The organism is Paenibacillus cremeus (assembly GCF_007786445.1).
Lineage (GTDB): Bacteria > Bacillota > Bacilli > Paenibacillales > NBRC-103111 > Paenibacillus_G > Paenibacillus_G cremeus.
Map to the genome: position 1 here is coordinate 171,114 of NZ_VNJI01000009.1, position 11,634 is coordinate 182,747.

An 11,634-nucleotide genomic window follows, 5' to 3' on the forward strand; every position below is an offset into this window, starting at 1 on the left:
CTTTATCGTAAAAACTCTAATATTTCCTCGTACACATCCGCACGTCGCTCGTCTCCGGCTTGCTGCAGCCTGGTCTCCACCGCCACACCCTTTTGGGCTCGAAGCTCGCCGGCTTTGGCTAATGCCGCTCCCCGATTGGCTGCCGTATACAAGATCAGCACGCGTCTCGGAGCTTCTTCGGCTTCTTTGCCGATCACCTCGAGGATGCGATTCGTCTTCAAGGCAAACCCTGTGGCCGGAGCCGGACGCCCAAACTGCGAGAGCAGATTATCGTAACGACCTCCGCTGCAAACCGGGAAGCCCAAATCCGCGGCATAGCCCTCAAACGTCATTCCTGTATAATAAGAAAAATCGCCAATCATCGTCAGGTCGATGAGTACATGCTGGCTCACACCATAGGCACTCAGGACATCCCAGATTTCGCATAGATGCGCGATCGCTTTCTTCGCCACCGGATGCTGCGTCACCTGCTGCGCCTGCTGGCAAATTTCCTGACCTCCACGCAGCCGTAAAATCCCCTCGAGCTCCCGCTGCGCATCCGCCGAAAGCTCCAGCGACTTGATGCACTCCCGGTACCCAACATAATCGCGGTTTAGCAAATATTCCTTCAGCTGCGTCTGCGCTTCATGGCGCCCGTCCAGCCGTTCCTGGAACAATCCGTTCAAGAAACCCACGTGGCCAAGCGCGATTTTAAACTGCTTCACACCGGCGGCCTGTAAGCTTGCGATCGCAAGGGCAATCACTTCCGCATCCGATTCCGACGATGCGTCCCCGACTAGCTCCACACCGGTCTGGAAAAACTCCGCATCGCGCCCTGCTTCGGCTTCAATGGCTCTAAAAACATTGGCGTGATACGACAGCCGGAGCGGAAACGAATGCTCCTTGAGCAGCGAAGAGACTACACGCGCGATCGGCGCGGTCATATCCGAGCGCATCACGAGCGTCGTCCCTTTGCGGTCGAGCAGCTTAAACAGCTTCTTATCCTCTGTCGAGCTGGCTACGCCGACCGTATCGTAATATTCTAAGGTAGGCGTTATAATTTCCCGGTAGCCCCAACGCTCCATGCACTGCATCACATTCGACTCAATGCTGCGCAGCTTGGCGGCCGCCGCGGGGAGATAATCTTTCACACCTGTCGGCTTTTCGAACACCTTCGGTTTCGACATCGGCTTCACCCTACAATTCTTCATTTTTTAAGATGTGTCTATGTGTATTCGCTTTAGTTCGCTAATATGCTACCATACTACCAAGATAAAGAATTATTCGTAAGTTTACCATGTTACCTCAGGTTCGTCAATGATTTCTCGCCCGCTTTTCCACGCAGATTAAGCCCCGAAGAAAGGAAAAAAGAGACGGCCGCGGCCGCCTCTCCATACTTGCTACCGTGTCAGCTCCGGCACTTTTTCCACTCGCACGTCCTCACGGATGACCCGCAGCGGATTGCCCGCCACAAAGCTATAAGGCGCCACATCCTTATGCACCACGGCACCGGCGCCTACGACGGCATGATCCCCAATCGTCACCCCGGGCAATATCGTCGTATTTGCCCCGATCAGCACGTTCGACCCGATCCGCACCTTGCCCAGCCGGTATTCCTTGATTAAATATTCATGGGCTAGAATCGTAGTATTATACCCAATTATTGAATTGTCCCCCACCTCAATGAGCTCTGGAAAAAACACATCCACCATCACCATCAACGCAAAGGAGGCATGCTCCCCGACCTTCATCCCGAGCACGCGGCGATAAATCCACCGTTTGAAGGGCAAGGAGGGTGCATACCTGGAAATTTGGATACAAATAAAATTGCGTACAGCCTTCCACCGGCTGACCGTACTGTACATCTGCCACAACGAGTTGGGCCCGTCCACCGGAAATCGCTCTGTCTGTCTCAACCGCTATCCCCTCAAACGCCGATTATCGGCAGAAGTTCTCGGATATCCGTAATGATGTGTGTCGGCTGGTACTGCTTCAAGTAATCCACGCCCTTAAGCGACCACGCGACAGCTGCGGATGGAATCCCGGCATTTTTCGCCGCATCGATGTCGTAATGACTGTCGCCCACCATGAGCGCCGACTCCGTTGATCCGCCGAGCTCCCGGAGTGCCTTGTGAATGCCTTCCGGAGCAGGCTTTGCATGCTGAACATCCTCCACCGTGACGATTGTTCCAAAAAACTCATACATCCCGGTCAGCTTCAGCCCCATCTCGGTCGTCATGCGAATTTTGCTCGTCACCACGCCCAATTTCACTCCTGCGGCATGCAGCTGAGCAAGCGTCTCTCTCACATATGGAAACTCGCGAACCAGCTCATCATGCTTGTCCACATTAAACTTGCGGTACTTCTGCACCAGATCGTCCACTTGCTGCCTGCCCGAGAAGTATACCATCTGCTCCACCAGCGGTCTGCCCATGTTCGGGATAATATGCTCCCTCGTCACCGGCTCCGGGGTAACACCTTCAAAGGTATGAATGAACGACTGAATAATCAGCTCATTCGTATCCAGAATTGTTCCATCCAGGTCAAATAGTACCGTTTGAATCATCCTTCTGCTCCTTCTTCGTGCTGTCAATAGTTTCCGTTTGTACAGCTTCTTCGTGCGTCTCGGTCATCACCTCGCCGGCGATTACAGCCTGCTCCTGGTGCTCTTTCGGCTCCCGTCCGCTAGGGACTATCGGATCTGAATAATACACATCCGCCGCGCCTGTTTTTCTGCGAACATAAATCCATATAACTGCAGCAATAACGATCAGAACAGCCAGCAGCTGAGAAATTCGGATGTTGCCTCCATAGGTCATCTTGCCCTGTTCAAAGCCCAACGCAGCCATCGGTGACCATAGAGCTTTCAAAACGTTGGCAATCCAACTCGGACCCGTAAAATCGAGCGAATCCGTCCGAAGCGCTTCTATAAAGAATCGGCCAATCGAATACCAAATAAAATAACTAAAGAAAAGTTCACCTGCTCGCAAAAACTTTTGTCTCCGCAGTACGAAGAGCAGCACCAAGCCCACGATATTCCAAAGCGACTCATACAAAAACGTCGGATGATAATATTGCCCTTCGATCAGCATCTGGTTTACAATCCAGTTCGGCAAGTGCAGATTGTCCCGCAAAAAGGACTCTGCAACGACTCCGCCATGCGCTTCCTGGTTCATAAAATTGCCCCAGCGCCCAATCGCTTGTCCGACGATTAATCCCGGCGCACAAATATCGGCGATGCGCCAGAACGAATAGCCCTTTCGCCGCACATAGATGACGGCCGCGATAATCGCACCGATCAACGCGCCATAGATCGCAATCCCGCCATGCCACACCTTGACGATCTCGCCCAGATTGTCTTTATAATCTTCCCATTTGAAAGCGACATAATAAATTCTCGCCCCGACGATGGCTGACGGCACACCGATCAGCACCAAGTCCATAAAAAAATCGGGGATGATGCCGAAGCGCTTTCCTTCGCTGATCGCCAGGATCATACCGACGAGCGCCGCCGTGCCCAGAATGATGCCGTACCAATGCACGCTAAGCGCGCCGATGGAGAAGGCAATCGGGTTAATTGCCAGAAACTTGCCGATCATGCTGGAACCCCTTCCTTTATGTAAAAATATTCGTACTCCTACTCCATATCGTCCATATCTTCTGCAAGCGATTCCGTCAGTTTGTTCGTGAACTGCAGCGCCGCGTTGTAACCCATTCGCTTCAATCGGTAGTTCATCGCAGCCACCTCGATAATAACGGCCAAGTTTCGACCCGGCCTTACCGGAATCGTCACCAGCGGAATATCCGTTTCGATAATCCGTGTTGTTTCCTCATCCAGTCCCAGGCGATCATACTGCTTGTCCTGCTGCCAGTTCTCCAGCTTGCAGACGACCGAAATCTTCTTCGTATTCCGCACGGCCCCGGCTCCGAACAGTGTCATTACGTTGATAATCCCGATCCCCCGAATTTCCAGCAGGTGACGGATCAGCTCCGGCGGGTTCCCAATCAGCTGATAGTCCGCCGTTTGGCGAATTTCAACCGCATCGTCGGCGATCAAGCGGTGTCCGCGTTTAACCAGCTCCAGCGCAGTCTCACTTTTCCCGATGCCGCTGGATCCGGAGATCAGCATCCCGATTCCGTATACGTCTACCAGCACCCCATGAATCGTAGTGGTAGGCGCCAGACAATTTTCCAGAAATCCCGTAATCCGGCTGGCCAAAATAGTCGTTGCCGTATTCGTCTTGGCCACCGTGATGCCGCTGTCATTGGCTGCAGCCATCAGCTCAATCGGGACATCCAAGCCGCGGCTAATAATGATACACGGTGTTTCTTCCGGAGCGCACAACCGTCTCATCCGATCCATTCGTTCGTCGGAAGACAGCCCGTCAAAGAAGGTCAGTTCTGTTTTCCCTAATATTTGAACCCGCTCTTTCGGATGAAACTCAAAATAGCCGGCCATTTCCAGCCCTGGTCGGTACAAATCGGCCACATTGATCGGGCGCTTCAGCCCTCCTTCTCCGCAGACCACCTCCAGGTGAAATTCCCGTACTAAATCCGATACTTTCACTTTTTTAGGCATCGTGACCTTCTCCTTTATGTCCCAGTAATTCCATCGTATATAAAATAGCGCCCGAAAGCAACTTTCCTCGCTCTCGGGCCGCTTTTACACTTTAGAAGTATCCAATACCTCTGCGCACTCCGTATGTTCCGCTCCTCCGGGGCAGCAAGACTTCTGTTCCGGATCGGCCCAATCCTCAACCCATTTTTTGATTTCATCCAAAATTGGTTTGAACGCCTTCCCCTTATCCGTTAACGCATATTCCACCCGCACCGGCATTTCAGGATATATCGTTCTTTTTACCAGCCCGACCGCCTCCAGCTCCTTCAGCCGTTCGGATAACAGCCGGCCGCTGATCGACAATTGACAGCCAATCTCCGAGAATCGTTGTGGACCCACCAGCAGCTTATCCAGTAAAAATATAGTCCATCGCTTGCTTAATAGCTGGATTGTCTGGGTAATTTCACATCCTTGCTCCCCCATAGCCTGCACCTCGATTCCTCCTACTTATTCTCATTATACCGCAATTATATCCGTTCGCTCGCAAGAAATTGCCATAAAGCTCATCCGATTTTTCTGCGTAACCTAAAGAAAAGGCCAGCCCGTATAGGACTGACCTTTGTTTGCTAAGGAGTAAAATTAGGCGTTAACCAGGATGGAGTTCGTTGTTTCCTTGTCGAAGAAATGAACTTTGTTCATGTCGACCGCCAATTTCACATTCGTGCCTTCCTTCATACCGGAGCGGCCGTCTACACGAGCCACTACGCTTTGGTTGCCCAGGCCTGTCAGGTACAAGAACATTTCATGACCCAGGTTCTCAGCAACCTCGATATGAGCGTTCACGATGGTGTTCGGGGATGCTTCCATAAAGATCGCTTCTTCGTGGAAATCTTCCGGACGAATGCCGATGACAACCTCTTTGCCAACATAGCCTTTATCGCGCAGGACTTTAGCTTTGCCTTCTGGAACTTCAACATTGACACCCGACGCTTTGAAGTACAGGCTTCCACCTTGATCTGCAAAGCTACCAGTAATGAAGTTCATGGAAGGGGAACCGATAAAGCCGGCTACGAACATGTTAAGCGGGAAGTTATAGATCTCTTCCGGTGTAGCAGCTTGTTGGATAATCCCTTTATCCATAACGACGATCCGATCGCCCATTGTCATAGCTTCTGTTTGGTCATGCGTTACGTAGATAACAGTTGTTTCAAGACGCTTATGCAGCTTGCTGATCTCAGCACGCATCTGTACGCGAAGCTTCGCGTCCAAGTTGGAGAGTGGTTCGTCCATCAAGAACACTTGCGGTTCACGAACGATCGCACGACCCAAGGCAACACGCTGACGCTGACCGCCGGAGAGAGCCTTCGGCTTACGATCCAGCAAGTGCTCGATGTCAAGAATTCTTGCCGCTTCACGAACACGAGCTTCGATGTCAGCTTTCTTGAATTTACGCAGCTTCAAACCGAATGCCATGTTTTGATACACGTTCATGTGAGGATACAAAGCGTAAGATTGGAATACCATCGCGATGTCGCGGTCTTTTGGAGCTACGTCATTCACCAAACGGTCACCAATATACAGTTCGCCCTCAGTAATTTCTTCGAGACCGGCGATCATACGAAGCGTAGTCGACTTACCACAGCCGGAAGCTCCTACCAGAACCAGGAACTCTTTATCCTTAATATCTAAGTGGAAGTCTTTAACGGTTGCTTCATCATTACCTGGATATCTTTTAACGACATGGTTTAAACGTACACCTGCCATGAGTAATTCCCCCTACGAATTAGTATCGTCCTATGAACTTATCTTACCTTACTAGCTCGTATATGACTATGCACAATCTTCACAAAAAAATCACTTTCTTTTCGTTACTTTGTACAATAACATAGCAATTTTCACAATGACCGCATCATTAAATGTGCGAACATCCAACCCCGTCTCTTGCTTGAATTTATCCAGTCGGTACAAGAGCGTATTGCGATGAATATACAGCTTCTTCGCCGTTTCGCTGACATTGCAATCCAGGTGGAAAAATTGCTCCAACGTCGTCATCGTCTCCGCATCAAGCGCGACGTCCAGCCGTTTCAGCACACGCTCCAGGAAGCTCGCCTTCTCGCTCTCTGGAATGAGGTGCACCAGCTTCTCCAGCTGCAGCTCCCATGGCAAATGCATATTACTGCCCACATGGAACGTCCGCCCCAGCATGATCGTCTCCCTAAGCTGCAGCACCGCGGTATACAGCGATTTGGCCGGCATCATCGGGTAATGAATCGCCAGATGGCTTTCGCCCACCCATTCACTCTCGAGCATTTCATGCAGTCCGTAGCCGATCGCCGCCAGCTTGTCCTCCATGCTTTCATCTTGAAGATCTTCTCTGTCGTCTCCGGCATCCATCGCTAGTATTTTTTCCGGGGCGAGGATAAGCCATTCTTTGTCCGTTAAAGGAATCAAAGTCAGCTCACTATCAAAAAACGACTCTAACAGCTTCTTCAAATCGGTATAATGCACGCGGCGTGAGGTCGTGTTATCTCCGTACAGCAGCAAGGGGATTTTAGTAGAATAGAGCGACAGCTGCGAGACCAGTGTATCCGGCATCTCCGCATGCGAGTACCCCAGCTCCTGCTGCTGCCGAAGCCATTCCCTGACCAGGCCCGCTTTTCTCTCCTCATCACTGCCAGAGGACGCCGGCTTTTTCTCCTGCTTCATCTTCGTATCCAAAACCAGCTCAATCAGCTGACGCTCCGCTTCGGAAACGCCTTCATGCACCACTTTAAATAAAACAACGTCCCGATCTTCCTTCTGAACGAAAAAAACAAGCTCTTCATCACTTCGAATGCTTCTGATAGCACCTGCGGCTCCCTCGGTATCTGGAGTGGCCCCGCCCATCCGCCGCCAGTCTTCCCATGGCCACTTGACGGTTGTTACCGGAATGTTCAGTGCTTGCTCCAGCTGCTGTCTCACCAGTTCCCAGTCCATTCTCCAAGCTCCCAACGTTGTTTTCTTCCTCTATCTATAATGTATTGTAGCACAACCGGAAGCTAACTTTCCCCTTTCTTATATGAAAAAGGAGCAGGACCACGTCCTCCCCCTTGCCTATCTGCTTTATTTGAGCACTCTGCGTGCCGTGATGTAATGATCTTTCCACCAGCCGGTTTCAATGGTGCTGAATTTAACGCCGCCTGCGCCGTACGTATGAATCATCATGCCATCGCCTACGTACATGCCGACATGTCCGATTTTGCCTTTAGAGTCCGGAGTAGAGAAGAATACCAAATCGCCTGTCTCCAGATTCGCTTTGCTGATGAACGTGCCTTCTTGCGCTTGATCACGCGACACGCGAGGCAGCGTCACGCCGTTGTGAGCAAAAATCCACTTCGTAAAGGAAGAGCAATCGAATGTTTTCGTTTGGCCGTATGCCGCACCGAAATCATATGGAGTGCCTAAGTATTGTTGGGCCAAAAGTACAAGATTTACGCGCTTCTGGTCTAATGCCGATAATACGCGCTTGGCTCCGATGAACTGACTCGTATGTTTACTTACTGGCTCCGTAATAACAGAGTCCTTCGCGCTCGAGGCCATGATCATCTTGCCAGCCCCGATATAAATACCCGAGAAGCTAGGATTCGTACCAGTACCGAAAAAGAGAACATCACCAGCAATCGCATTACTCATCGATTTTATCGACGGCTTGTTAATCTTAAACTGATCGTCCAGCGCACGCGGCAGCTGATAATTGAGCATTTTGAAAATGTAGTAGTTCAATCCAGATGCATCAAAGCCTTTAGCAGGTGTCTCTTCGCTTACTGTGTAGTCTTTGCCGACCATCTTTTTGGCCAGAGAGACCGCGTCCATATCATCATAAGCAGCCATAGCCGGTCCCGCAAGTGCTCCTGTGAGCATGACGGTCATTGCCGCCGTAATACCCATTGTACGAATGAAAGTGCGCTGCAACATGAATAGGTTCCTCCCAGATGTTCTAGTAATCTCCATGTTTGGGTATTCAGTGTACCCGCATTCATAGATTACCATGGCATAAAAAGCCTTGCATTGCGCAATGTTTCCCTCTGTTCGTGTGTTAATGCCAAGGAAACCAGTATCAGACACTGGCCTCAAAATTTACCGATATGCACATCGCATTATGGCTCACTCAGCGGACACTCCAAATGCCCCTAAACCCGCATCACATCAGGAAAAATAGCACTTCACTGCTGTTGCAGCGGTAAATCGTACGTTTCTGTGACCGTGCCTGCTGGCAGCATGTTTCTATATTGGAAATAATGTAGTGACAAATTTGGGAGGATTTCTAAACAAGGATATTATCCCGATTTGTGGCAATAATGGAATTGTCCTTTAGAAGCTATACTTAAATAATTCGCACCAAAGGAGAGGATTGGGCTATTCCTACGCTGCGTTACGGCAAAACGACCGTTTCATTTGACGTACCCGAGTCTCATTCGTATGATCTCATTACATACAAACAACCGTTGGGTGAACCACCTGACGACGCCTATTCCTTATCGCTCATTCGTCAAGCGTTGGCAGCGCCGATTGGCACGCCGTCCCTGCGAGAGCTTGCCACCGATAAAACTCAAGCTGTAATTCTCATCAGCGATGGTACCCGACTTTGCCCTAGCTGGCTTCTGCTTCCCCCTCTGTTAGAGGAGTTAAATGCCGCCGGTATTCCGGATCACGCCATCGATATCGTCATTGCGCTTGGTCTGCACCGAAAGCATACGGCCGCTGAGCTGGAGCAGCTTGTAGGGACCGCGATATACCAGCGTATCCGGGTTAGCAATCATTCCTCCTGCTCAGAGGATTGCACATATGCCGGTACGACCTCCCGCGGCACACCGATCGAAATCAACCACCTAGTAGCCCAGGCTCCTTTACGCATTGTAACTGGCAATATCGAGCCACACGCCCTTGTTGGGATATCCGGCGGGATTAAGGCACTGGTTCCCGGGGTCGCCTCTCAGCGCTGCATAGAGCATAATCACGGCTTGTCGCTTGAATATAAAGCTATCCCAGGCCATCCCAACAATCCGCTTCATCAGGACCTTGAGGAAGCGCAGCAATTCGCGCCGATCGACTTCATGCTGAACGTGGTTGTTAATCATGACCGACAGGTGCTTCATGCTGCCGCGGGCCATATAATTGAGGCCCATCGCCAGGGCACAGTCTTTGCCGCCAAGCTTTTTCTTGTTCCTGTTCAAAAGCAATATGACATCGTGGTTGTATCCCCCGGGGGCTTTCCAAAAGACCTGCAGTTTTATCAGGCTTTAAAAGCACTTCGCAACGCTGCCGCCATCACTAAGCCGCACGGCACGATTATCATGGCTGCAGAGTGCTCAGAACAGTTTGGCAACGGTATTTTTCAATACTGGGTAGAAACCATACCAGAACGGGAGCGTGCGGTAGCCATGCTGAAACAGACCTTCGTTGCCGGCGCCCATAAGCTACTGCATTTAGATGAGGTACTGCAAAATCACCCCGTTTATTTGCATACCTCACTTCCAAACGCTTTGATTGATCTACTAGGCTGCACCCCGGCTCCGGATCTATCCAGCACGTTGAAATCGATACTACTCCATCCCAGTCAATCGCTAGCCATTATGCCTTTCGGGGCTTTAACATTTCCTGTACACTAGAAGGTAATAAGGAGTTGGATGTTCGTGGCCATTGTAGAAGTTACGGTGATTCCAATCGGTACGGAAACCACCAGTCTAAGTCATTATGTAGCCGATCTGCATCGCTTGCTTGAGGATGCTCCGGAGCCCATTCATTTTGAAATGACCTCCATGAGCACTATTATTGAGGGAGAGTTAGAGGATTTATTGCAAGTGATTCGCCGTCTGCACGAAGCGCCGTTCTCACAGGGGGCCCAGCGCGTTTCCACTTCCATCAAAATCGATGACCGCCGCGACAAACCCGCCTCTATGGAGCAAAAGCTCCGTTCCGTTCAGGACAAACTCCAATAAACACAAAAAAGAGACCGTTATGGTCTCTTATTATTCTCACTAAAAGTGAGCCATGTAGGACTCGAACCTACGACACCCTGATTAAAAGTCAGGTGCTCTACCAACTGAGCTAATGGCTCTTAGGATAACTGGTGGAGGCTGATGGATTCGAACCACCGAACTCGTACGAGAACAGATTTACAGTCTGCTGCGTTTGGCCACTTCGCTAAGCCTCCAGGATGGCAATAATGCCTATGGTGGCTCGGGACGGAATCGAACCGCCGACACGAGGATTTTCAGTCCTCTGCTCTACCGACTGAGCTACCGAGCCATATGTAAGTAGGATGTCCTACACATAAATTTTCATTCGTAGTAAAATCATGGCGGAGCCGACGGGATTCGAACCCGCGGTCTCCTGCGTGACAGGCAGGCATGTTAGGCCTCTACACCACGGCTCCGCATCACATGATTGAAACAAATGGTGCCGCCGAGAGGACTTGAACCCCCAACCTACTGATTACAAGTCAGTTGCTCTACCAATTGAGCTACAGCGGCATATTAAACTTGGTATGGTGGAGGCTGACGGGATCGAACCGCCGACCCTCTGCTTGTAAGGCAGATGCTCTCCCAGCTGAGCTAAGCCTCCATGGGAAAAAGATATTTGGTAGCGGCAGAGGGGATCGAACCCCCGACCTTACGGGTATGAACCGTACGCTCTAGCCAGCTGAGCTACGCCGCCACGTTATATGATAGTGAAGTTACTACGGAGAGAGAGGGATTCGAACCCTCGCACCACTTACGCAGTCTAACCCCTTAGCAGAGGGTCCCCTTGAGCCACTTGGGTATCTCTCCAAGCTCACAACACACAGGATTTGCACCCTGAAAACTGGATTCGAAACAAAGCTTGCTGAATCGTTTTGGATAAGCCCTCGACCGATTAGTATTCGTCAGCTCCACACGTTGCCGCGCTTCCACCCCGAACCTATCTACCTCGTCGTCTACAAGGGGTCTTACATACTGGGAAATCTCATCTTGAGGGGGGCTTCACGCTTAGATGCTTTCAGCGCTTATCCCTTCCGTACTTGGCTATCCAGCCGTGCCTCTGGCGAGACAACTGGTACACCAGCGGTACGTCCATCC

Annotated in this window: 11 protein-coding genes, 8 tRNA genes and 1 rRNA gene; 2 read left to right on the forward strand and 18 right to left on the reverse strand. The window is 50.8% G+C overall.

All coding sequences use genetic code 11. The annotated features are described in order from the left end of the window. Positions 1-2: 2 nt before the first annotated feature. The 9 genes from FPZ49_RS09630 to FPZ49_RS36710 all read right to left on the reverse strand — a co-directional run bounded on the left by FPZ49_RS09630 (position 3) and on the right by FPZ49_RS36710 (position 8,491). Complete coding sequence (locus FPZ49_RS09630; protein ID WP_144845929.1) at positions 3-1,166, reverse strand: ATP phosphoribosyltransferase regulatory subunit; 1,164 nt, start codon at positions 1,164-1,166, stop codon at positions 3-5. 213 nt (positions 1,167-1,379) lie between these two features. Further along, positions 1,380-1,895, reverse strand: a complete 516-nt coding sequence (locus tag FPZ49_RS09635) for an acyltransferase (RefSeq protein WP_144845931.1) — start codon at positions 1,893-1,895, stop codon at positions 1,380-1,382. Between the two features lie 11 nt (positions 1,896-1,906). Continuing rightward, positions 1,907-2,545, reverse strand: a complete 639-nt coding sequence (ppaX, locus tag FPZ49_RS09640) for a pyrophosphatase PpaX (protein ID WP_144845933.1) — start codon at positions 2,543-2,545, stop codon at positions 1,907-1,909. After that, a complete protein-coding gene (gene lgt / locus FPZ49_RS09645; protein WP_144845935.1) occupies positions 2,523-3,578 on the reverse strand; it encodes a prolipoprotein diacylglyceryl transferase in 1,056 nt (351 codons plus the stop codon). The genes ppaX and lgt overlap by 23 nt, the downstream gene beginning before the upstream one ends. 38 nt (positions 3,579-3,616) lie before the next feature. Next, positions 3,617-4,558 carry an HPr(Ser) kinase/phosphatase gene (hprK, locus tag FPZ49_RS09650; protein WP_144845937.1) on the reverse strand — a complete coding sequence of 314 codons (942 nt, stop codon included), beginning with the start codon at positions 4,556-4,558 and terminating at the stop codon, positions 3,617-3,619. 84 nt (positions 4,559-4,642) lie between these two features. Then, positions 4,643-5,020: a winged helix-turn-helix transcriptional regulator gene (locus FPZ49_RS09655; RefSeq protein WP_144845975.1), complete on the reverse strand. Its 378-nt coding sequence runs from the start codon at positions 5,018-5,020 to the stop codon at positions 4,643-4,645. Between the two features lie 156 nt (positions 5,021-5,176). Further along, the gene (locus tag FPZ49_RS09660) at positions 5,177-6,301 is read right to left on the reverse strand and encodes an ABC transporter ATP-binding protein (RefSeq protein ID WP_144845939.1); all 1,125 of its coding nucleotides are present in this window, start codon (positions 6,299-6,301) and stop codon (positions 5,177-5,179) included. Between the two features lie 90 nt (positions 6,302-6,391). Continuing rightward, positions 6,392-7,513, reverse strand: coding sequence for a PucR family transcriptional regulator (locus FPZ49_RS09665; protein ID WP_144845941.1), 1,122 nt, complete (start codon positions 7,511-7,513; stop codon positions 6,392-6,394). Between the two features lie 126 nt (positions 7,514-7,639). After that, positions 7,640-8,491 carry a C40 family peptidase gene (locus FPZ49_RS36710; protein WP_261381335.1) on the reverse strand — a complete coding sequence of 284 codons (852 nt, stop codon included), beginning with the start codon at positions 8,489-8,491 and terminating at the stop codon, positions 7,640-7,642. Positions 8,492-8,943: 452 nt separating this feature from the next. On the opposite strand from FPZ49_RS36710, the gene larA reads away from it, so the two are divergent. Both larA and FPZ49_RS09680 read left to right on the forward strand, forming a co-directional pair. Then, the gene (gene larA / locus FPZ49_RS09675; protein WP_261381338.1) at positions 8,944-10,185 is read left to right on the forward strand and encodes a nickel-dependent lactate racemase; all 1,242 of its coding nucleotides are present in this window, start codon (positions 8,944-8,946) and stop codon (positions 10,183-10,185) included. 24 nt (positions 10,186-10,209) lie between these two features. Further along, positions 10,210-10,515, forward strand: coding sequence for an MTH1187 family thiamine-binding protein (locus FPZ49_RS09680; protein ID WP_144845945.1), 306 nt, complete (start codon positions 10,210-10,212; stop codon positions 10,513-10,515). A 46-nt stretch (positions 10,516-10,561) separates the two neighbouring features. Here the strand turns inward: FPZ49_RS09680 and FPZ49_RS09685 are convergent. The 9 genes from FPZ49_RS09685 to FPZ49_RS09725 form a co-directional block, all read right to left on the reverse strand. Next, positions 10,562-10,634, reverse strand: a tRNA-Lys gene (locus FPZ49_RS09685). Positions 10,635-10,644: 10 nt separating this feature from the next. After that, a tRNA-Tyr gene (locus FPZ49_RS09690) sits at positions 10,645-10,730 on the reverse strand. A 19-nt stretch (positions 10,731-10,749) separates the two neighbouring features. Next, a tRNA-Phe gene (locus tag FPZ49_RS09695) sits at positions 10,750-10,825 on the reverse strand. 50 nt (positions 10,826-10,875) lie between these two features. Continuing rightward, positions 10,876-10,952, reverse strand: a tRNA-Asp gene (locus FPZ49_RS09700). A gap of 21 nt (positions 10,953-10,973) precedes the next feature. After that, positions 10,974-11,049, reverse strand: a tRNA-Thr gene (locus FPZ49_RS09705). A gap of 15 nt (positions 11,050-11,064) precedes the next feature. After that, positions 11,065-11,140 (reverse strand) — tRNA-Val (locus FPZ49_RS09710). A gap of 16 nt (positions 11,141-11,156) precedes the next feature. After that, positions 11,157-11,233 (reverse strand) — tRNA-Met (locus tag FPZ49_RS09715). Positions 11,234-11,258: 25 nt separating this feature from the next. After that, positions 11,259-11,346, reverse strand: a tRNA-Ser gene (locus tag FPZ49_RS09720). A 65-nt stretch (positions 11,347-11,411) separates the two neighbouring features. Further along, positions 11,412-11,634, reverse strand: a 23S ribosomal RNA gene (locus FPZ49_RS09725); the annotation flags it as partial.